This is a genomic window from Aeromonas sp. ASNIH5 (assembly GCF_002902865.1).
Lineage (GTDB): Bacteria > Pseudomonadota > Gammaproteobacteria > Enterobacterales > Aeromonadaceae > Aeromonas > Aeromonas caviae.
In genome coordinates this window covers 4,349,717-4,371,551 of the sequence record NZ_CP026122.1, presented here as the reverse complement: position 1 = coordinate 4,371,551, position 21,835 = coordinate 4,349,717, and the positions used below count along the sequence as shown (strand labels likewise).

The window sequence follows — 21,835 nt, the reverse complement described above, 5'->3', positions numbered from 1 at the left end:
TTTACTGGCCATCCCGCCGGCCCCATGGCACGACATCCGATGACCACCTCACATTTGCGTACTGGCGGGTTTGACCCACTTGGGTAGCAGTGCTAGTTTGATTTTTCAAAACAATCAGTTAGCAACAATGTGAGCTATGGACAGCCAATTTACCATCGTCATCGCAGATGACCACCCCCTGTTTCGGGGCGCCCTCTATCAAGCGGTGCACATGGCCATCGACGACGCCAGATTGCTGGAGGCTGACTCCATCGACAGCCTGAGCCACCTGCTCGATGAACATCCCGACGTCGACCTGCTGCTGCTGGATCTCAAGATGCCGGGGGCCAACGGCTTCGAGGGGCTGGCCTATCTGCGCGGACATCACCCGGATCTCCCCATCGTCGTGGTCTCGGCCTCCGAGGATCCCGCCATCATCCAGCAGGTGCTGCGCCTGGGCGCGCTCGGCTTCATTCCCAAGTCCGTCCCCATGAAAGAGCTGGTCAGCGCCCTCAATACGGTGATCGGGGGGGACAACTGGGTGCCCGAGGGGATCTCCCTCCATCCCGAGCCCAGCGAAGGGCCCGATTTCGCCACCAAGCTGGCCAGCCTCACCCCCCAGCAATACAAGGTGCTCATCATGTTGCGGGATGGCAGCCTCAACAAACAGATCGCCTGGGAGCTCAACGTCTCCGAAGCGACCATCAAGGCCCATATCACCGCGATTTTCCGCAAACTCGGGGTCAAGAACCGCACCCAGGCGGTCATCGCCCTCCAGCAGATGGATATCAAGGACAGTTGAGCACCTTGTCACCATCAGAGCCCATATCACTCCGCCTTCCGCAAACTTGGGGTCAAGCACCGCACCCAGGCGGTCATCGCCCTGCAGCAAATGAGCATCAAGGACGACTGAGCTCGTCCCCGGCTGGCTCGTAACAAGCCAGCCACAACCGCCCCCAGCAGACTCTCTGGCCCCCCGCAGCAGCCGGAAACGGCCTCCCTGCACCATTTGCGGCTCGACAATTAGCACGGTCGTACTTTATGCTGCCAGCCCAGAGAGAGGAGAGCCGGATGAGCAAGGGACGTCTGACCCGCGACACCATTTTGCAGACTGCATTCGAGCAGGCGAGCCAGCAGGGGCTTGAGAGCCTCACCATAGGCTCCCTCGCAACGGCCTGCGAGATGTCAAAAAGCGGTCTGTTCGCCCACTTCCAGTCCCGCGACAACCTCCAAATCGCCGTGCTCACCCATTCCGCCGAGGTATTTCGGGAGCGGGTGATCCAGCCGGTGCGCCAACAGGGGCACGCCACCCAGCAGGAGAAACTGCTCGCCCTGTTGCAGGCCTGGCTGGCCTGGAACCAGAGTTTTGCCGGCCGCTGCATGTTCCTCGATGCCTGGACCTCCGCCCAGGAGGGTGAGGTCCAGCAGGCGGCACGCGAGCTGGTCCGTTTCTGGCTCGACTACCTGGCACGCCAGGTAGTGCAGGGGCAGGCCAGAGGGGAGTGGCGCAGCGATCTCGATCCCTGGCGCGCCGTCTATCGCCTCTATGGCCTCTATCTCGGGGATCAGGTGTTCCATGCCCTGGCGCTCAGCGAGGACCCGGCCCGCCACTTCTGGCCGGAGGTCACCGCTCTGCTGGCCAGCTGGCGCTGACCCGATGGTCTCTTCTTTTTAAAAACCCGTGAAAAAGCACGACCGTTCGCACACAAAAGACACAGGATGACCATGAGCAGCAAGATCTACTTCAACACACGCCGCTTCAGCCCGAGCAAGTTGCTGCTGGGCCTCGGCACCCGCCTGCATCACGTGCTCGCGCCCACCCACGCCAAGCGCACCGCCAGCAAGCTGCTGCTCACCCCGCAGCGGGCGACCCGGGACGTCGCAGCCCCGGCTGGCCTAGTCGAGCAGGCCATCCACACCAGTGAAGGGACCCTGATGAGCTACCGGCTCGGGCAGGGGCCGGTCTGGCTGCTGATGCACGGCTGGTCAGGCAGTGCCAGCCAGTTCTATCCGCTGATGAGCCACATCGCCGCCCAGGGCTATACGGCGCTCGCCTACGATCACCCCGCCCACGGCCGGAGCGAAGGGAACAGGGGTCACCTGCCCCGCTTCGTGCGCGCTTTCGACGAGATCCTCGAGCGGGTCGGCCCCGTCCAGGGCGTCATCACCCACAGCATGGGGGGCGCCGTCACCCTCAGCAGCCGTCACCCGGCAATCGATGCGCTGCCGCTGCTGCTCATCTCCCCGGTACTCGACTACGTGCCCCAGCTCTACGGCATGGTGGCGCGCTCCGGCTACTCCATCCGGCTGTTCGATGCGGTGGTCAAGGAGATAGAACACGAATACCAGCACCCGCTCAGCACGGTTGACCCCCTTGGCCGGCTCGCCCGGCGCAGCGGCGCCGCCCTCATCGTTCACGATGAGGAAGACCGCTTCGCCCCCCACCGGGACTCCCTGCGCGCGGCCCAGGATGGCCGCACCCGGCTGGTGAGCACCCGGGGGCTCGGCCATGGCCGTATTCTGGCAAGCCCTCCAGCCTTCGCCGCCTTCGATCAACTGAGCCAGACGCCCTTGGCAAACTGAAAATGAAACGGGCCGCAAAAATTGAGCGTGCGGCCCATTTTTATCCGGTATACAACGTCTTATAGTTGAATTGCGCGGTGGCAACCCGCCCTGGCGATCACGATAAGGCGCACCCTCATGGCCAGACCCAATACTGCTCTTCTGCTGACTGGTGGTGGTGCCCGCGCCGCCTATCAGGTCGGCGTACTCAAGGCGGTGGCCGAACTCTACCCCCGCAACATCGGCATCCCCTTCCCCATTTTGTGCGGCACCTCGGCGGGGGCTCTCAACATCACGGCGCTGGCGTGCTACGCCTCCTGTTTCCATCTGGGGGTGCGCAAGCTGGAGTGGGTCTGGCGACGATTCGAGACCCACCACATCTTCGACTTCCACCCTTGCCAACTGCTGTGGCGCACCCTCTATCAGGGCTCTGCCGGCCTCATCACCCCCCAGAGCAACCGAGCCTTTCACCTGTTTGACAACGCCCCCCTGCGCCGTCTGCTGGATCAGCTCATCGACTATCACCGCATCGATGACAACATTCTCTACGGCAGCCTGGAGGCCATCGCCATCACGGCCTCCGACTATGATGACGGCCTCTCCACCACCTTCTTCCAGGGGCGGGCCGAACATCAGCCCTGGGAGCGCGCCAGACGACGTGGCCTGCGTACCCTGCTCACCTCGGATCACCTGCTGGCCTCGTCGGCGCTGCCCTTTGTCTTTCCCGCCACCCCCATCGGCGATCGCGTCTACGGGGATGGCTCCATCCACCAGTTGAGCCCGCTCAGCCCCGCCATCCACCTGGGGGCGGAGCGGATCCTGCTGGTGACCCTGGACTCCCCTCACAGGGAGAACCCGACTCCCCGCCAGGGGCACCTGACCAGCTCCAACATCGCGAGCCATCTGCTCAACACCGTCTTCTCCGACACCCTCAATTCGGATCTGGAGCGGCTCGGGCGCATCAACCAGACCCTTTCCCTCATTCCAGCACGGGAGCGCAGCCGACTGAAACTGCGCCAGGTGGAGACCTGCGTGATCCGCCCCAGCCAGGATCTCGACCTCATCGCCCTCGAATACCTCCCACGGTTGCCGACCCAGCTGCGCCGTCTGCTGCGGGTGCTAGGGGTCAACGGCGAAGAGAGCAGCAGCCTGGCCAGCTTCCTGATGTTTGACCCCGGCTATTGCCAGCGGCTCATCAAGCTGGGATACCAGGACGCGCTGGATCACCGCCAGCGCATCGAGGCCTTCCTCGACCTGCCGGGCAGCGGGAGGCAGCAGCAGTTTCGCGAAGAGGCCTGAGGGGCCTTATCCCATGGCAAGGAGATCCTAGCGTCCCTCCAGCAGGCGCTGCTCCGCCTGTTCCATGGCCACGGCCGTGCCGAAGAGCACCAGGGTATCTCCCGCCGCCAGCACCAGCTCGCGCCTGGGATCCAGGCTGCGCTCCCCGCGATGAATCGCCTTGATGCGCACCTCTCCCAGGGCGAGATCCCGTACCCTGTGTCCCACCGCCCAGGCCTGGTCGTGCAGCAGCACGGGATGCAGCCGCTCGAGCTGTTGATCCGTCTCCAGATTGCCCGCACTCTTGCCGCCCCAGTAGAAACCGTGCAAAAAGCGATACTGGCTGCTGCGCTCGTGCTCCATGCGCCGGATCACCCGGCCGATGGGAATGTCGCAGTTGAGCAGCAGGTGGGAGACCAGCATCAGGGCTCCCTCCTGGGATTCGGGGATCACCTCGAAGGCGCCGGCCTGCTTGTAGTGTTCAAGGAAACTGTCATCCCGGGTACGCACCAGCACCTTGATCTCCCCCGCCAGATCCCGGATCAGCGTCAGCATGGCATCGACCCGCTTTTGATCGTCGAAGGTGATGATCACCAGCCGCGCCCGCAACAGACCGGCCGCCAGCAGGATGTCGCGCCGGCTGGCATCGCCGAACGCCACCTGCTCCCCCGCGAGCTTCGCCTCACTCACCCGCTCGGGATCGAGATCCAGGGCCAGGAAAGGTATCTCTTCGAGCTTGAGAAAGCGGGCACAGGTTTGGCCGGTGCGTCCGAACCCGGCGATGATGACGTGCTGGTGTTTGCTCAGGCCCGACTGGGCCACCTCGGCGCGAGAGAGCAGGGCACTGTCGGTGAGGGAGTGGGCAAGCCCCAGCGCCCGCAACACCAGCCAGGGGGTGAGGGCGATGGAGATGACACCGATGCCGATGAGCAGAGAGACCAGCTGGTGATCCAGCAAGCCGTGATGACTCGCCAGCGCCAGCAGCACAAAACCGAACTCCCCGACCTGGCTCAACATGATGCCGGCGGCCATGGCGTCGCGCTTGCGCTCCCCCATCAGGCGGCCCGCCAGCAATATGAGCAGCGACTTGCACAGGATGAGCCCCGTCACACAGGCCAACACCTGCCACCAGGCGCCCGCCACCAGCTCCCAGTCCATGGTCATGCCGATGGTAATGAAGAAGAGCCCCATCAACACGTCGCGAAACGGCTTGATGTCCACCTCGAGCTGATGACGATAGTGGGACTCCCCCAGCATCATGCCCGCCAGAAAGGCACCGAGCGCCATGGAGAGCCCCATCCACTGGGTCAGGGAGGCCGCCAGCAATGCCACCAGCAGGGCACTCAGTACGAAGAGTTCATCTGAACGTGCGCGCGCCACCTCGAAAAACAGCATGGGCAGCAGCCACTTCCCCACCGCCAGCAGCACGAAGAGCGCAAACAACCCCTTGAGGGAGGCCCAGGCGACCTCCGCCAGCAGGGCGCTGCCCTGCACCTCGGGCTGGGCCAGGATGGGGATCATCACCAGCAGGGGCACCACGGCAAGATCCTGGAACAGCAGCACGCTCACCCCGAGCTGGGCTCGCCGGGTATGGAGCTGCTTGAGCTCTCCGAGCTGCTTGATCACCACGGCGGTGGAGGAGATCGCCAGGGTGCCTGACACCACCAGCGCCTGGGCCAGACTCAGCCCCCACCACCAGCCGAGCCCGAAAAACAGCAGTGAGGTGAGCAGCACCTGCAGGCTGCCGACCCCCAGCACCAGCTTGCGCATGGCGAGCAGACGCGGCAGGGAGAACTCGAGCCCGAGGGAGAACATCAGGAACACGATGCCAAGCTCCCCTATGGTCTGCATCATGGCCTGACCCGTGACGATGGCCACGCCATGGGGGCCGAGCAGCATGCCGGCAAACAGATAGGCAAGGATCACCGGCTGGCCGAGGCGCCGGAAAATGGCCACCAGCACAACGGCGAAGATCAGCAGGATCAACACATCGGCGTACACCCATCCCTCTCCTTCATCTGCCCGGCACCCTCTTCCCTGCAAGCACAGCGCCCGCTCCCCATATGGCACACCACTCGCTCAGCGGCAGGGATTTCCCCTCCCGTTTCATCCCGTTAAGCCTAGCCAGCCCCCTTGTTTTTCATCGGACATATTTTAGGCACAGGGCTTGCAAGAGCCTGCGCAATGAATGGAGAGGTGTAAGGGCTGTAACGTGGAAAACACATCGTCATTGAACGGCTTCGGACATGGCATAGAGCAGTGGGTACAGCAGATGGAGCGGCTTGCGCCCTTGACCGGGCAGGACCGCTATCAGCAGATAGAGCAGTTGCTGGGGCAACGGGATCTTGACGCCCTGCTGGCAATCTTTGCCGAGCGGGTGGCAAACATTGTCCGGATCCACTCGCTCCAGTTCGACTCTGGCCAGCCCCATCCCCTCATCTCGCACCCGCCCCAGGCCAGGCTGACCCTGCATGCCTATCGCTTCGAGCTGCGGGGACGACACGAGCAGTTGCTCGGCCAGTTGCACTACGAGCTGGAGCACCCCCTGAGCGACGGCCAGAGGCGGTTGCTTGAGCAATATCATCAGCTGTTCAGCCTCCCCCTGCCCCTCTACTTGCGGCTGGATCGGCTGGAGCAGCAGGTGCGGCTCGACCACCTGACCGGGCTTGGCAATCGCGCCTACTTCGACGAGGCCATCGGCCGGGCGGTGGAGCAACACAGCCGGGAACCCCACGGCCTAGTGCTGGTGCTGCTGGATCTAGACAGATTCAAGCAGGTCAATGACACCTGGGGCCACCCGGTGGGCGACCTGGTGCTAAGCCGCTTCGCCCAGTTGCTGCAGGGGTGCATTCGCGGGACGGATCAGGCGTTTCGCCTCGGCGGGGACGAGTTTGCCCTGCTGCTGCAACCCGCGGACCCCGAGGCCTGGCGCCCGGTCTGGCTGCGGTTGCAACATATGCTCCACAGCCACAAGGAGCTCAGCGCCTTCTCTGTGGGGTGCAGCCTGGGAGCCGCCAGCTGGCAGTCTGGCATGGATGTGCAGCGCCTCTACGAGACGGCCGATACCCATCTCTACGCCCGCAAGAAAGCCGGGGGCTCCGGCCTGCCCGAATAGGGCATCACCCTTCACCTCCCGGCCCCCTGTCACTCTGCGATGTCAATCCGCATCCTGGGGGACGGGGGGCCGCCACTCCCACGCCACCCCTTCTTCTGGCGCCAGAAATCCGTCGCAGACAAAGAGCCCGGCCACCAGTGCCACCTGTTCACCGTAGTAGAGGATGGGAATGCGCCCCCGCTGCCAGGAGGGCACCCCGTACTCTTGCAGCAGCTTCTTGAGCCGCCGGCTGCCCACCCGACCCACCGGTTTCAGCATGACGCCCGGGGCGACCTGAAAACGCACCGAGAGCGGCTCGTCCCCCCTCGGTGTCCGCAACCCTTCGCCATCCGTTCTCCAGAGCCTGAACTGCCCGAGCCCGTCCGGCAGGGTGAGCGTCTCTTCCATCCCGATGGGCAGCACCTCCTCGCGGGGGGCGAGATCCGGCGCCACCAGGTACAGGCGCCCCTGATAGCGGCGGCACGCCAACCCTTGCAAGCTCAGCCTGGGGTTGGCGTCATCGCGCGCCAGCGCCACCTCCTGCCACAGCAGGCCCAGCAGCTCGCGGGAGGGCATCTCCCCCCCCTGGCGGCGGATCCAGTGGCGCAGCAGGTTGTTGCGCCGCACGGGGGAGAGGGAGAGGAGTCCGTCAATGCGCAGCCCTTCTCCCTCACCCACCGCCTGCCAGTCCGCCTCGGCCAGCTCGCTGATAAGCGCCTCCTGCTCGGCGCACAGGGCCATGGTTCGCGCCGTCGTCCGGGCCATGGCGGGCCAGCGGTCCTTGAGCAGGGGAATGATCTGCTGGCGCAGGAAGTTGCGGTCATAGCTCGGGTCCTCGTTGCTCTCATCCTCAACCCAGCCATAAGGAAGTGACTGCGCGGCTTCCGCCAGCTCGGCCCGGCTCATGTCGAGCAAGGGGCGCAACAGATGGCCTGCGGCAAAAGGCTGGCTCGCCACCATGCCCGCCAGTCCGCGCAGACCGGCACCCCGCTTGAGCGCCAGCAGCAGGGTCTCCAGCTGATCATCCTGATGGTGAGCGGTGAGCAGCCACTCCCCTTCCCCCAGGTGGGCGGCGAGTCGCTCATAACGCGCCGCCCGCGCCTGGGCCTCCAGGCTCTCCCCGTTGCCCCGACAGAGCTGCACCCGCTCCACGATGAGGGGCACCGCCAGTTGCCGGCACACCCCTTCGCAGTGAGCCACCCAGTCGTCGGCATGGGGGCTCAGGCCGTGATGAACGTGCAGGGCGTTCAGGGCGAGGCCGTGGGCGCGGGCAAAACGGGCCGCCAGCACCAGCAAGACGGTGGAGTCGAGCCCGCCGCTGAAAGCCACCAGCAGACCGTGGGAACCTTCCGGCGCGGGCAGGGTCTGACAAAAACGAGAATAAATACGAGAAATCATAGGCTTCCCCAATACGACCAGGCCGATCTTAGCAGAGTCGGGCTTATCAAGCGCTAACCCGGCTGCTAGAGTGAATCGCTCCCTGCGTGGGCAAGGAAGCCATATAACCCGAATTGGAATAAAACCATAATGAACAACAAGAAACACATCCTGGCCACCCTCGTCGGGCTGGCCCTGCTGGCCGGTTGCAGTCAGGCACCGAGCCAACCGGACAAACACTCCGGCCTTGCGCTGGCCAACATGGACACCAGCGTCAAGCCTGGTGACGACTTCTTCCGCTACGTGAACGGCCACTGGCTCGCCACCGCCAAGATCCCCGATGACAGGCCCGCCGACGGCGCCTTCTACCTGCTGCGGGACAAATCCCTGGCGGACGTGCGGGTGCTGGTGGAGGGGCTGGATGGCAAAGCCGCCGCCGGCACCCCGGCCCAGCAGATCCACGACCTCTACCAGAGCTATCTGGATCAGGCCGCCCGCAACGCCAAGGGCACCACGCCCCTGCTGCCGATGCTGAGCGAGATAGAGCAGATCAGCACGCCGCAGGATCTCGCCCGGGCCTTCGCCCAGAGCGCCCGCACCGGTGGCGGCTCCCCCTTCGGTTTCTGGATAGACGCCGACGCCAAGGCCCCTGACAGCTATGCCGTCTACTTCTACCAGGCCGGCCTCGGCCTGCCGGATCGGGACTACTACCTCAAGCGCGACCCCAACAGCCAGGCGCTGCTGCACAAGTACGAGCAACACATCGCCGCCATGCTGACCCGCTTCGGTGAGACGGATGCCCAGGCCAAGGCGAAACGCATCCTGGCCCTCGAGACCAGGCTCGCCCAGATCCAGTGGGACAACGTGGCCCTGCGGGACAGAGAGAAGAACTACAACAAGGGACCGGTGAGCGAGCTGGGGCGCCTCGCCCCCGCCATCGACTGGGACGCCTACCTGGCCCAGGCCGGCCTTGCGGGGCAACAGAGCCTGGTCATCGGCCAGCCCACCTACCTCTCGGCCCTGAACGAGGTGATGCAGCAGACCCCGGTCGCTGGCTGGCAGGCCTACCTCAAGTGGCAGCTCATCACCGATTACGCCCCCTACCTCGACAGCCAGACCGATGCCCAGAATTTTGCCTTCTTCGGCACCGCTCTTAGCGGCACGCCCAAGCAGCGCGCCCCCTGGGAGCGGGCCCTCGGGGTACTGGACAACAACCTGGGGGAGGCGGTGGGCAAGCTCTATGTCGAGCGCTACTTCCCGCCAGCGGCCAAGGCCCGTATGGAGCAGCTGGTGGAGAACCTGCGCACCGCCTACGGCCAGAGCATCCAGGAGCTGGACTGGATGTCCCCGGCCACCAAGACCCAGGCCCTCGAGAAGCTCGCCAAGTTCAGACCCAAGATCGGCTACCCGGACAAGTGGAAGGACTACAGCGCCATCACCATTCGCCCCGACGATCTGGTGGGCAACCTGCAGCGGGCCCGCGCCTTCGAATACGCCGACAACCTGGCTCGCCTCGGCAAGCCGGTCGATCGGGACGAGTGGCACATGTCGCCCCAGACGGTGAACGCCTACTACAACCCGAGCAACAACGAGATCGTCTTCCCGGCCGCCATTTTGCAGCCCCCCTTCTTCGACATGACGGCGGACGATGCGGTCAACTACGGCGCCATCGGCGGGGTGATCGGCCACGAGATGGGCCACGGTTTCGATGATCAGGGGGCCAAATCCGACGGTGACGGCGTGATGCGCGACTGGTGGACGCCGGCGGATCTCAAGGAGTTTCGCTTCCGCACCAGCCGGCTGGTGGCCCAGTACAACCGCTTCGAGCCCATCAAGGGCCAGTACGTCAACGGCCAGTTTACCCTGGGGGAGAACATCGGCGATCTCGGCGGCCTCACCATCGCCCACAAGGCCTACCTGCTCTCCCTGGATGGCAAGGAGGCCCCGGTGCTGGACGGTTTTACCGGCGAGCAGCGCTTCTTCCTCGGCTGGGCCCAGGTGTGGAAGGGCATGTATCGCCCCGAGCTGATGCAGATGCTGCTCGCCTCGGATCCCCACTCGCCGCCGGAATACCGGGTCAACGGCGTGGTACCGAACATCCCCGCCTTCTACGAGGCGTTCAAGATCCAGCCCGGCGACAAGCTCTATCTGGACCCGGCCAAACGGGTCAAGATATGGTGATGACAACCCGGGCAGGGGGCGGCCGACCAGCGGCCCCCTGCCCGCTTCCGACGTGGCAGGGAAGCGTCCCCTGCCCGTCACAGACACACAAGCAGCAACAAGGGTCCTCTTCATGAAAGCCTTATTCCTTACTCTCGGCCTGCTCACCCTGCCCCTCGCCAGCCAGGCGGCGGACGGCTTCTTCAAACAGCTGACACTCCCCTCCGGCCAGGTGGTGACCGTCAGCGAAGGGCGCGGCGAGCCCGCCTCCACCGGCAGCTACGACGTGCTCCTCTACTCCGGTGCCAACCCGCAGTTTCCGCTGGATCAGTTCATCGACGGCAAGGTGCTGCCGCGCGATGGCAGTATCAAGGAGATCAAGCTGCTGGATCTCAACGGCGACAAGCAGCCTGAAGTCATCGTCGTGATGGAGAGCGCCGGCAGCGGCAGCTACCTGAGCGCCGACGCCCTCACCATCAATCCCCAGGAGGGGCTGGAGAGCTTCAACCACGTGGAGGGACTGGCCCCCAGTGACGATGTGATTGAGGCCCTCAAGACCCCCCGCGACTGACAACCCCCACGCCCCGTATCACGGGGCGTTTTTTACCCCGCGCCTCCCGATGCGGTGCCCACGGCCCCCCACAGGGCGGATGGACGACTGTTTTTTTCTGTGCCTATAATCGCCGCACCCTGCCATAACGAAACACAAGGAGGTAAAAAATGGTTATCCAAGCGTGTCCGATGTTCTCGGCTCGCCTGTTCGGCACATTCAAGTGCTCTTGCCTGCATACCATCGCGCTGCGATAGCGGGTTCGAGCAAAGCCGACTCCCTTCCATACCGAGACCTTTCTCGACTCTGCCGTTGTCGCCAGCGCTCCTGATGACAGGGATTTCCCATCCCGCGATTTAAGAGAGCAAGAGCATGACAACCCTGATGAGTACCCATTCCCTGCAGATGAGTGCGGGGCACCTTCCCTTATTTGATCACCTCGAACTCGGCATTCGCGCAGGCGACCGACTCGGCCTGATTGGCGCCAACGGCTGCGGCAAGAGCACATTGCTCGCGCTGCTGGCGGGCGAGCGCACGCCCCAGGCCGGCCGGATCGTGCAGGCCGCCGCCTGCCGCTGCGAGTTCGTGGCCCAGCAACTGCCCGCCGGGCTTTCCACCCTCAGCACCCGCGCCGTGCTGCTGGATGCCCTGGGCAACGACCCCGCCGCCGAATGGCAGGTGGACAAGCTGCTGGCCGAACTGCAGCTGGAGGCCCAGGCCACGTTGCCGGTCAGTGCACTGAGCGGTGGCCAGCACAGCCGGCTGCAGATAGGCCGCGCCCTGCTGCGCCAACCCAACCTGCTGCTGCTCGATGAGCCCAGCAACCACCTGGACTTGCCCGCCTTGCTCTGGCTCGAGCAGTTTCTGCTGGGCTGGCGCGGCGCCTTCGTGCTGGTCTCCCACGACGCTCGCCTGCTGGACCGCGTCACGGATCAGACCCTGATCCTGCGAGACGGCCAGTTGCACCGCTTCGCCCTGCCCTGCAGCCAGGCGCGGGCGGCGCTGGCCGCCGAGGATGAACAGGCCCGTCTGCGCCGGGCAGATGAGCAAAAGGAGATAGACCGCCTGAGCGCCAGCAGCAAGCGCCTCGCCATCTGGGGGCGGGAGCATGACAACGAGAAGCTGGTGCGCCAGGCCAAGTCCATGGAAAAGCGCATCGCCCGCCTGCAGGAGGAGCAGAGCCAAGTGGCGGCGCTGGCCCCCTGGCGGCTCGAGCTGCGCGGAGTGAGCCTGCCTGCCGACACCCTGCTGCGACTGGAAGCCCTCGACGTATCGCCGGCACCGGCACTGCCGCCGCTGCTGCGTGCCGAGGGGCTCTGGCTGCGGGCAGGGGACAGGGTCGCCCTGCTCGGTGCCAACGGCACCGGCAAGTCCTCCCTGCTGCGCCAGTGCTGGCGCGAACTGACTGACCTGAGTCCGCAGGCGGGCTGGTACTGCCACCCCGGCGCCAGCATCGCCTATTACGATCAGTCCCTGCAGCAGCTGGCTGACGACGCCACCCTGAGCGACGCGCTGTACCCCCTGGCCCCTCTGCCTGAGGTGACGCGGCGTCAGGCGCTGATCCGGGCGGGTTTCCCCTATGCCCGCCACGGTCAGCAGGTGCACAGCTTGAGCGGGGGGGAGCGGGCACGGCTGCTGTTTCTCGCCCTGTCCCTCGGCAGCCACCACATGCTCTGGCTCGACGAACCCACTAATCACCTGGATCTGGCGGGCAAGGAGGAGCTGGCCGACGCCATTGCGGCCTTCCCCGGGGGCGTGCTGCTGGTCTCCCACGACCGGGAGCTGATCGAGCGCAGTTGCAACCGCTTCTGGCTGATAAAAGACGGGCGCATCCAGGAGGCCCACAGTGCCGAGCGGGCCTATGCCGAGCTGCTGGGCGATGCCCCCTTGCCGCAGGCGGGCAGCCCGGCTCGATCAGGTGACCCGCAGAGCGCGGCCGCCACGGGGGATGACGAAGAGGCGCTGCTGGCGCGCTGGTATGAGCTCGATGCCCTGCTCGCCGCCGATCTGGCCCGCAAGCCCAGGCACCAGACCCCGCGCCTGCAGCAGCAGTGGCGTGACGAGCTGGCGCGCCTTGCCGAGCGGCTCGGGTTTGCCTGACGCCAGCCCGGCTCATCCATCTCTTGTTACGCAACACACGCGGCCAGCCACGGCTGGCCGCAAGGAGTCATCATGACATCAGCACCACCCCACATCAGGCTGGATCCCGTCACCGACACCGACCTGCCTCACATCTATCGCGGCCTCTCCGATCCCCGGGTCGTCGCCTACTACGGCGTCAGCTACGACAGCCTGGCGGCATGCCGGGCACAGATGGATTGGTATGCCGAGCTGACCCGCACCGGCCGTGGCGCCTGGCACCTCATTCGCGACCGACTCTCGGGCGAACCGCTGGGGGCCATCGGCTACAACGATGCCGAGCCGACTCACCGGTGTGCCGAGCTGGGCTACTGGCTCTATCCCGAACACTGGGGCAAGGGGGTGATGAGCGCGGCGCTGCAACTCTGGCTCCCGCTCACTTACCGCACCACCGACCTGCACCGGCTGCTGGCAGTGGTGGAGGAGCCCAATCACCCCTCCGCCCGCCTGCTGGAGCGGGCCGGTTTTCACTACGAGGGCACGGCGCGGGAGTGCGAGCGCAAGGGGGATGGCTTCATCTCCCTGCGCCACTACGCCATCTTGCGCAGCGACCTGCCCGCCAGCCTGTGACCCGCAACAAAAAGCCCCGCACTGCGGCAATGCTGATCAGTTAAGGATCCATTGACCGATCCTTCTGCTGTAGGACAATCCGGAACCAATCACTGGTTCCGGATTTTTTTATGTCTATTGCAAACGATCTGAACGATGTTGTTGAGGCATCTGGCGACATGCTGGCTCGGCTGGCCATTTTTGCCGACCATATTCCCGACGAATGGATTACTGCCGCTGCCGCCTTGTCTGAAAAGGCCACTATCCGCCGACGCCGCTTACCTTCTGATATGGTCTTGTGGCTCGTCGTGGGGATGGCCTTTTTCCGCAATGAGCCCATCTCCGAGGTCGCTCGGCGCCTCAACATCTGTGCAGAAGGGTTGGCCAATGATGCCTTGCTCGCGGACAGTGCCCTGTCTCAGGCCCGTCAGCGACTCGGCAAACAGCCGCTCGAGTGGCTGTTCAAACAGTGCGCCGATGTGTGGGGGCGGGAACGTTATCCTGAAGACCATTGGCACGGTTTACAGGTCTTTGCCATCGATGGGGCCCTGTTCCGAACCCAGGATATGCCTGAACTCAGAGCACATTTCGGCTCGGGTAACACCTCAACCAACCGGCAGACACCCTACCCGATGCTGCGGTTGGTCACGCTCATGAATGTCCGCTCGCATGTCATTGCCAACGCGGCCATCAGCCCGTACCGCAAAGGGGAAATCCCCCTGGCCAGCGAGTTCATTCACTCATTGCCGGACAAGTCAGTGACCCTGCTGGATAAAGGCTTCTTCGGTGCCGACCTGTTGCTGCGTATTCAGGCCGAAGACACCGACCGTCACTGGCTCATCCCGGAACGCAAGGGGCTGGTATACACGGAACTTGAGCGCTATGGCGACGGTGACCGTCTGTTGCAAATGACGGTCTCGCCTCAGGCTCGCAAGAAAAACCCGGCGTTGCCGACACACTGGCAAGTTCGCGCAGTGACCTATGAGGTGGCAGGCAAGGAGAAAACGGTCTTTACCTCCCTGCCCGTGGCGCGATTCAGTGCAGCTCAGGTGGCGACCCTGTACCACGAGCGCTGGGAAATCGAGCTGGGATACCGGGATATCAAAAGCGCGATGCAGCACAACGCCATCACGCTGAGAAGCAAGAAAGTGGACTTGGTCTATCAGGAGCTGTGGGGATTGCTGCTTGGATACAATCTGGTCAGGCGGGAGGCCAGCCAGGCCGCCGTAGCCCATCAGCGAGCGCCCAATGAGGTGAGCTTTAAGTTTGCCTGTCAGTTCATCGCGAACCAGATGGCAGTGATGGCGGGCGCGTTATCGCCAGCCCATACGCCACGGAGGTTGGCGGAGTTGCGGGGCTGCATAGGCGTCATGTTCATAGAAAAACGCCCCAGGCCATCGAGACCCAGGGCGGTGAAGATATCAAAGACCCGTTTTCCGGTAAATCGCAATGCGGCTCCGCTTAAGTGAACAGCATTGCCGCACTGCGGGGCTTTTTTTCGGGAGTTACTTGATGGCGCAGACACCCTCATCGGACGCCGAGCGGCGGCGTCTGCGCCGCCACAGGGAGAAGCCGCCATACCCCAGGCTCAGCACGACGGCATAGAGCACCTGGGTGGCGAGGGCCAGCAGCACCAGGGCACAGAGCAGCACGCTGAGGCCCGCCAGCCCCTTGCCGGTCCCCGACAACAAGCGCCAGCCGGCCGCCATGCAGAGCAGATAGACCAGCACGAAGTTGCCATTGGCGTAGCGGATCAGCGCATCGAGGGGCAGACGCAGCCAGAGGATCAGGGTGATGGAGACGAAACAGATGGCGAGCACCCAGGCAAGGGCATGCAGGGGAGCGCCCCGGGCCGAGAGGCGAGAGAGGGAGACCGGCAGTTTGCCCTCCCGCGCCATGCTCCAGATAAGGCGGGCAAATCCCTGCAGGTAGATGTTGATGCTGGCGAAGCAGGAGAGATAGCCCAGCACCGCCACCAGCCACTTGGCGGTGGGGCCGAACAGCAGGGAGAGCAGGGCCGGAATGGCGGTGGCATTGGTCGCCTCGTCCCCGTAGAGGTCATATTTGAGCACCACCAGCGAGTGAACCCAGTAGATGAGCCCCGCCAGCAGCACGCCCCCCAGCAGGGCAAGGGGGTAGTCCCGCTCTGGCCGCTTGAACTCCTCCCCCATGTGGGCGAAGGCCTCGAGCCCCACGAAACACCAGAACATCACCGCCAGCGCCGAGCCCATGGCGGGCCACTCGCTCGCCGTTGGCAGAGGCTGGGCGGCATCGCGCCAGCTGAGATCCCCCTTGACCCAGATAAGCAGGGTGAGCCCCAGAATGGCCAGGGCGATCAGCAGTTGCAGGTTGCCGGAGGAGCGCGCTCCCCGCAGCCCCAGCAGAAAGACCCCGAGCAGGGTGAGCAGCTGGATACCCCAGAGGGTCCACTCCCCCATGTCGAACAGGGCGTGCCAGAAACCGGCGGCGATGGTGAGGGCGGCAGGCAGGCCCACCGGCAGCACCGCCAGAAACAGGAAAGCGGAGAAGCGCTCGGCGCCGTTGCCAAAGGCGAGGCCAATCAGATGGGGGGCGCCCCCCGCGTGGGGATAACGCCGCACAAGGCGGGCGAAGGTAAAGGCGATGGGCAGCACCAGGGCAATCAGCAGCAACCAGGCCCACAGCGACGCCCCTCCCGCCAGCGAGGCGGCGGTGGCCGGTACCACGAAGATCCCGGTACCGAGCAGGGAGGTGGCGAGCAGCCCCATCCCCTGCCAGAGCCCGAGATCCTTTTTCAACCCAGACATATCCTGTTGTCCCGTCTAGAAAAACATCCCGCCATGTTAGGCCGCCACCACCGCTTTGTTAAGCATTTGTGCCCATAAAAAAACCGCCCCGGGGGGCGGCTTTCTCACAGGGATGAACGCTGTCATCAGGCAATCAGCTTGTAGATGATGCCGGACATGGCGATGAGGCCGATGAGGGTGACGAAGCCGTTGCTGAGGTTGCCGGCATATTTGCGCATGGCCGGTACCTTGGCGATGGCGTACATCGGCATCAGGAAGAGCAGCATGGCGATGATGGGGCCGCCCAGATCTTCAATCATGCCGAGGATGCTCGGGTTGATGGTGGCCACGGCCCAGGTGGTCAGGATCATGAAGACCGCGGTCACCTTGTTCAGTTGCTTGACGTCGACGTTCTTGCCCTTCTCGCGCAGGGACTTGGCCATCAGGCCGTTCATGCCCTCTTGCGCACCCAGGTAGTGACCCAGGAAGGACTTGCTGATGGCAACCATGGCGATGAGCGGTGCCACGGTGGCGATCACCGGGTTGTCGAAGTGGTTGGCCAAGTAGGAGAGGATGGAGATGTTCTGCTCCTTGGCCGCCGCCAGGTCAGCCGGGGAGAGGCTCAGCACGCAGCTGAACACGAAGAACATCACCGTCATCACCATCATGACGTGGGCGCCCAGCAGGATGTTGCTGCACTTCTTCTCGGCGTTGGCGCCGTAGCGGCCTTTGTTGTCCACCGCGAAGGAGGAGATGATCGGGGAGTGGTTGAAGGAGAACACCATCACCGGGATGGCCAGCCACAGGGTCTTGATGAAGTCGCCGTTGAAGGCCTCACCCAGCGCCGGGGCTTCGGTGATGATGGCACCGTTCCAGTGCGGGATCAGGTAGAGCGCCAGGCCCATCAGAGTGACCACGAACGGGAAGACCAGCACGCTCATCGCCTTGACGATGACCTGGCCGCCCAGGCGAACGATTGCCATCAGACCCAGGATCAGCACCAGGGAGAGGATGGCACGGGGAGGTGCCGTCATACCCAGTTGGTGCACCATCAGGCTCTCGACGGTGTTGGTGATGGCCACGGAGTACATCAGCAGGATGGGGTAGATGGCGAAGAAGTAGAGCAGGGTGATGAACTTGCCTGCGGTCTTGCCGAAGTGCTCTTCCACCACCTCGGTGATGTCGCCGTCACGGGTGGAGCCGGACAGCACGAAGCGGGTCAGGCCACGGTGGGCGAAGAAGGTCAGCGGCAGGGCCAGGATCAGCATGGCGACCAGCGGCCACAGGCCACCGACACCGGCATTGATCGGCAGGAAGAGGACACCGGCGCCGATGGCGGTACCGTACAGACCCAGCATCCAGACCACGTCGGCCTTGTTGATGCCACGGGAGGAGGCTTTGCTCAAGCTGCCTTCAACTGCAATGTTCATGTCAGACATAGGGGTGTTCCTGTCATCAAGGAAAGTGGGATCTTAACTTGTCAGTGGGCCTGGGCCCGGTTCCTTTCCCTGGAACTCCAGCTATTCGTCCTGTTTGTTCCTCCGCCCCGGCCATCCGGCCGCCACTCCCTGTGGCAACCTGATTGCAACAAACACGGGCGGGGAGTCGTAATACAGAGGGGATCGTGCTCGCTCGTTAACAACGGGATAACGCTCACCTCATCCGATGAGATGACTCTAGTTAAAAGGCCCTATTAATCACAGCGTTTTTTTGAATTAATCAACCAAAGTTTGATTGGAATCGCCTTTCCGTCGCTTCAGATCACACTTGAATCGCCATATTGCGATTTTTTTTTAACATATAAACTTTTTGGTGTGATCCACCTCACCCTTGAAACGCGCAACAATTTCGTCACAACCCCCTCGTTGCCCCCGATTGTCTCCCGTCGCCCCATGGCGTACCCTTTGTGTCCGCCCTTTTTCTGCGTACCGACCATGACCCTCTCCCGCACCGATCTCTCCGAGCTGGCCGTGTTTGCCGCCGTCGCCCGTCACCGCAGTTTCAGCAAGGCCGCCCTCGAGCTCGGGGTCTCCGCCTCGGCCCTGAGTCATGCCCTCAAAGGGCTGGAGAGTCGCCTGGCCGTCAGGCTGCTCAATCGCAGCACCCGGGCCGTGGTGCCGACCGAAGCGGGCGAACGGCTGCTGGCCCAGGTGCTGCCAACCCTGGGGCAACTGGAGGCGGCGCTGGCGGAGCTGACGCGCCACGCGGGCGAACCCGTGGGCAGGCTCAGGCTCTGTGCCCCGCGAGCCGCCATCCAGGAGGTGCTGGCCCCGGTGCTCATCGACTATCTGGTGCGCTACCCGCGCATGCAGGTGGAGGTGGAAGAGCTGGAGCTGATGCCCCGCCTCATCGAGGATGGCTACGACGCCGCCCTCTTTTACGGCGACCTGCTGCCCCAGGAGATGATCTCGGTTCCCCTGGGCCCGCAGCAGCGCTATCTGGTGGTGGGCTCCCCCGACTATCTGGCGCGGCGTGGCACCCCTCGCCACCCCTCGGATCTGCGCCAGCACGACTGCATCGGTTATCGGCTCACGCCCCATCACCACTATCGCTGGGCCTTTGCCGCCGAGGGGGAACTGCTTGAGATCGAAGTGACGGGCCCGCTCACCACCAGCACGCCCGCGCTCTACCTGGGGGCGGCCGAGGCGGGGCTCGGGCTCGCCTACTGCCATGAAGGGGAGGTGTTCGACGCCCTGGCATCGGGGCGGCTGGTAAGCGTGCTGGATGACTGGAGCCCCAGCTTTGCCGGGTTCAACCTCTTCTATCCGGGCCGGCACCAGCTGGGGCAAGGGCTGCGAGCCCTGATCGACATGCTGAAGGAGTATCACAGGATCCGTTGATTGATGAAATTTATTCAGCAATCCATCAAATTAAAGCCTGATTATCAATTAAACCATAATAAACTAGACTGTCTGCTCGATTCCGGCCCTTTTCCCGAGTACAGATATGTCCGCCTACTTCCGTCTGCGTCAACGGGCCATGGCCCGCCGTTTCTGGGGCTATGCCCTCCCCTCCGTCATGGCCATGCTGGTCTCCGGCGCCTACTACCTGGTAGACGGCATCTTCGTCGGCCACTACGTGGGGGCCGCCGGCCTTGCCGGCATCAACCTGGTCTATCCGGTCATCATGGTGCTCATCGGCCTTGCCGCCATGATCGCCATGGGGGCCGCCACCGCCATCTCCTTCCAGCAGGGCGCCAGGAACCTCGCTCTGGCCCGCCAGGCTCTGGTCAGCGCCCTCTGGCTGCTGCTGATCCTGGGCACGGTAGCGCCGCTGCTGCTGCACCACTGGCACACCGATATCCTGCAGGCCCTGGGAATGGCCCCCGGCACCGACACCTGGCAGCAGGCCAGCGACTACCTCACCTGGATTGGCGGTGGCACCCTGCTGCTCGCCAGCAACCTGGCGGTGCCCTACCTGCTTCGCAACGACGGCCGCCCTCGCCTCGCCATGGTACTGGTGAGCGGCGGCGCCCTCCTCAACATCCTGCTCAACTACATCATGGTGGGCCGGCTCGGGCTCGGCCTCACCGGCACAGCCCAGGCCACCCTCCTCTCGGAGGCCATGGTCAGCCTGCTCGGCCTGGGGTACTTCTTCACCCGCCACGCCCGGTTGCGGCTGACCTGGCGCCAGCTGGTGCCCCGCTTCCCGGCCATGCCGAACCTGCTCTTCACCGGGCTGCCGAGCCTCATCGCCCAGTTCAATCTGGGGCTGCTGTTGCTGCTGCACAACAGCCAGCTGATGGTGCACGGCACGGTCAAGGATCTGGCGGGCTTCACCGTGGCGGGATACACGGAGGCGGTCTTCATCGTCATCCTGCAGGGACTGGCGTTTGGCATCCAGCCCCTGGTGAGCCAGGCAGCCGGGGCCGGGCGCCATCGCGACCTCCAGTTCCTGATGGCGATGGGGCTCAAGATCACCCTGGTCTATGGCCTGGGGGTCTGGCTGATTGTCCAGCTGCTGCCGCAGCCGGTCGCCATGCTCTACACCGGTGATCAGGACGCAGAGCTGCTCGCCGCCGCCATCAGCAGCCTGACCCTCAACCTCGCTGCCCTGCCCCTGGAGGGGATCGTCATGTTCGGCATCGTGCTGTTGCAGGCCATGGCCCGCACCCGCCAGGCCCTCGTCATCTCCGTGGCCAAGACGGTGCTGCTGCTGCCCCTCATCTTCCTGCTGCCCCTCTGGTGGGGGCGCGACGGGGTCTTGATGGCACAGCCCGCCACCGTGCTGCTGCTGACGCCCCCCCTGTGCTGGCTGCTGTGGCGGGAGTGGCGGGCCCTGAGCCCTGCCGGAGGGCGTGCTTCCGCCCCCATGCACCGGGCGCTGACCGCCCCCTGAGACCCGCCCCGGCGTCCCCCCACAAACGTCGCCCATAAAAAAAGTCCCCGCATGCGGGGACTTTTTATTGGAAGCAGCAGATCAGCAGTAGCCGTAACCCAGCAGACGCTGGTAGCGCTGCTCCAGCAGTTGCTCGCTGTCGAGGGGGCGCAGGGCATCCAGATCCTGCTTGATGCGCGCTTTCAGGTGCTTGGCCATCTTCTCCACGTCGCGGTGGGCACCGCCGAGGGGCTCCTCGACGATGTTGTCGATGAGCTTAAGCTCCTTCAGGCGCTGGGCGGTGATGCCCATGGCATCCGCCGCCACCGAGGCCTTCTCGGCGCTCTTCCAGAGGATGGAGGCGCACCCTTCCGGGGAGATGACGGAGTAGGTGGAGTACTGCAGCATGTTGACCCGATCACCCACGCCGATGGCGAGAGCGCCGCCGGAACCGCCTTCACCGATCACGGTGCAGACCACCGGCACGGTCAGGCCGGCCATGACTTTCAGGTTGCGGGCGATGGCTTCGGACTGGCCACGCTCCTCGGCACCCACGCCGGGGTAGGCACCCGGGGTGTCGATGAAGGTGATGATCGGCATCTTGAAGCGCTCGGCCATCTCCATCAGGCGCAGGGCCTTGCGGTACCCTTCCGGGCGCGGCATGCCGAAGTTGCGCTTGATCTTCTCCTTGGTCTCGCGACCCTTCTGGTGACCGATGATCATCACGGGCTCGCCGTCGAGACGGGCGATGCCGCCGACAATGGCCTTGTCATCGGCATAGGCGCGATCCCCGGCCAGCTCGTCGAAATCGGTGAATATCTGCTCGATGTAGTCGAGGGTGTAGGGGCGCTGGGGATGACGTGCCATCTGGGATACCTGCCAGGCACCCAGATCGCCGAAGATCTTCTTGGTCAGCTCTTCGTTTTTCTTCTCCAGCCGGCGAATGTCTTCGCTGAGATCCACGGCACTGTTGTGCTCGCTCACATGGCGCAGCTCATCGATCTGTGCCTGCAACTCGGCGATCGGCTGTTCAAAATCCAGAAAAAGACTCATAGGGACAATAGA

Annotated in this window: 17 protein-coding genes; 12 read left to right on the top strand and 5 right to left on the bottom strand. The window is 64.2% G+C overall.

Annotation, left to right across the window (positions count from 1 at the left end):
• The first annotated feature begins 136 nt into the window (after positions 1 to 136).
• The 4 genes from C2U30_RS20655 (at position 137) to C2U30_RS20635 (ending at position 3,840) form a co-directional block, all read left to right on the top strand.
• Entirely contained in the window at positions 137 to 781 is a 645-nt protein-coding gene (locus tag C2U30_RS20655) for a response regulator transcription factor (protein ID WP_010673435.1), read from the top strand.
• Between the two features lie 269 nt (positions 782 to 1,050).
• A complete protein-coding gene (locus C2U30_RS20645; protein WP_042015559.1) occupies positions 1,051 to 1,632 on the top strand; it encodes a TetR/AcrR family transcriptional regulator in 582 nt (193 codons plus the stop codon).
• Positions 1,633 to 1,704: 72 nt separating this feature from the next.
• Positions 1,705 to 2,562, top strand: coding sequence for an alpha/beta hydrolase (locus tag C2U30_RS20640; protein WP_103244744.1), 858 nt, complete (start codon positions 1,705 to 1,707; stop codon positions 2,560 to 2,562).
• A gap of 117 nt (positions 2,563 to 2,679) precedes the next feature.
• Complete coding sequence (locus C2U30_RS20635) at positions 2,680 to 3,840, top strand: patatin-like phospholipase family protein (RefSeq protein WP_053288144.1); 1,161 nt, start codon at positions 2,680 to 2,682, stop codon at positions 3,838 to 3,840.
• 27 nt (positions 3,841 to 3,867) lie between these two features.
• Here C2U30_RS20635 and C2U30_RS20630 read toward each other — a convergent pair whose 3' ends face one another.
• Positions 3,868 to 5,820: a monovalent cation:proton antiporter family protein gene (locus C2U30_RS20630; protein WP_199767305.1), complete on the bottom strand. Its 1,953-nt coding sequence runs from the start codon at positions 5,818 to 5,820 to the stop codon at positions 3,868 to 3,870.
• A 187-nt stretch (positions 5,821 to 6,007) separates the two neighbouring features.
• Between C2U30_RS20630 and C2U30_RS20625 the strand changes: the two genes are divergently transcribed.
• On the top strand, positions 6,008 to 6,934 hold the full coding sequence (locus C2U30_RS20625; RefSeq protein WP_103244437.1) for a GGDEF domain-containing protein: 927 nt from the start codon (positions 6,008 to 6,010) through the stop codon (positions 6,932 to 6,934).
• Between the two features lie 42 nt (positions 6,935 to 6,976).
• Here the strand turns inward: C2U30_RS20625 and tilS are convergent, their stop codons facing one another.
• Positions 6,977 to 8,311 (bottom strand): tRNA lysidine(34) synthetase TilS, encoded by a 1,335-nt coding sequence (tilS, locus tag C2U30_RS20620; RefSeq protein ID WP_103244436.1) that lies wholly within the window; start codon positions 8,309 to 8,311, stop codon positions 6,977 to 6,979.
• 129 nt (positions 8,312 to 8,440) lie between these two features.
• Between tilS and C2U30_RS20615 the strand changes: the two genes are divergently transcribed.
• The 5 genes from C2U30_RS20615 (at position 8,441) to C2U30_RS20595 (ending at position 15,157) form a co-directional block, all read left to right on the top strand.
• Positions 8,441 to 10,471: a M13 family metallopeptidase gene (locus C2U30_RS20615; protein ID WP_103244435.1), complete on the top strand. Its 2,031-nt coding sequence runs from the start codon at positions 8,441 to 8,443 to the stop codon at positions 10,469 to 10,471.
• A 112-nt stretch (positions 10,472 to 10,583) separates the two neighbouring features.
• On the top strand, positions 10,584 to 11,021 hold the full coding sequence (locus C2U30_RS20610) for a PliI family lysozyme inhibitor of I-type lysozyme (RefSeq protein WP_103244434.1): 438 nt from the start codon (positions 10,584 to 10,586) through the stop codon (positions 11,019 to 11,021).
• Positions 11,022 to 11,372: 351 nt separating this feature from the next.
• A complete protein-coding gene (locus C2U30_RS20605; RefSeq protein WP_103244433.1) occupies positions 11,373 to 13,100 on the top strand; it encodes an ABC-F family ATP-binding cassette domain-containing protein in 1,728 nt (575 codons plus the stop codon).
• Between the two features lie 72 nt (positions 13,101 to 13,172).
• Positions 13,173 to 13,709 carry a GNAT family N-acetyltransferase gene (locus tag C2U30_RS20600; protein ID WP_103244432.1) on the top strand — a complete coding sequence of 179 codons (537 nt, stop codon included), beginning with the start codon at positions 13,173 to 13,175 and terminating at the stop codon, positions 13,707 to 13,709.
• 110 nt (positions 13,710 to 13,819) lie between these two features.
• Positions 13,820 to 15,157 (top strand): IS4-like element ISAeme15 family transposase, encoded by a 1,338-nt coding sequence (locus C2U30_RS20595; protein ID WP_041205253.1) that lies wholly within the window; start codon positions 13,820 to 13,822, stop codon positions 15,155 to 15,157.
• A gap of 36 nt (positions 15,158 to 15,193) precedes the next feature.
• On the opposite strand, the gene yjeH is transcribed toward C2U30_RS20595, so the two are convergent.
• Together yjeH and C2U30_RS20585 are read right to left on the bottom strand one after the other, a co-directional pair.
• A complete protein-coding gene (yjeH, locus tag C2U30_RS20590) occupies positions 15,194 to 16,474 on the bottom strand; it encodes an L-methionine/branched-chain amino acid transporter (protein WP_103244431.1) in 1,281 nt (426 codons plus the stop codon).
• 125 nt (positions 16,475 to 16,599) lie between these two features.
• Positions 16,600 to 17,892: an HAAAP family serine/threonine permease gene (locus C2U30_RS20585; RefSeq protein WP_049636279.1), complete on the bottom strand. Its 1,293-nt coding sequence runs from the start codon at positions 17,890 to 17,892 to the stop codon at positions 16,600 to 16,602.
• Positions 17,893 to 18,387: 495 nt separating this feature from the next.
• Between C2U30_RS20585 and C2U30_RS20580 the strand changes: the two genes are divergently transcribed.
• A complete protein-coding gene (locus C2U30_RS20580) occupies positions 18,388 to 19,293 on the top strand; it encodes a LysR family transcriptional regulator (RefSeq protein WP_103244742.1) in 906 nt (301 codons plus the stop codon).
• A gap of 106 nt (positions 19,294 to 19,399) precedes the next feature.
• Positions 19,400 to 20,791 carry an MATE family efflux transporter gene (locus C2U30_RS20575; protein ID WP_103244430.1) on the top strand — a complete coding sequence of 464 codons (1,392 nt, stop codon included), beginning with the start codon at positions 19,400 to 19,402 and terminating at the stop codon, positions 20,789 to 20,791.
• A gap of 81 nt (positions 20,792 to 20,872) precedes the next feature.
• Here the strand turns inward: C2U30_RS20575 and accA are convergent, their stop codons facing one another.
• Complete coding sequence (gene accA, locus C2U30_RS20570) at positions 20,873 to 21,823, bottom strand: acetyl-CoA carboxylase carboxyl transferase subunit alpha (RefSeq protein ID WP_010673419.1); 951 nt, start codon at positions 21,821 to 21,823, stop codon at positions 20,873 to 20,875.
• Positions 21,824 to 21,835: the final 12 nt, after the last annotated feature.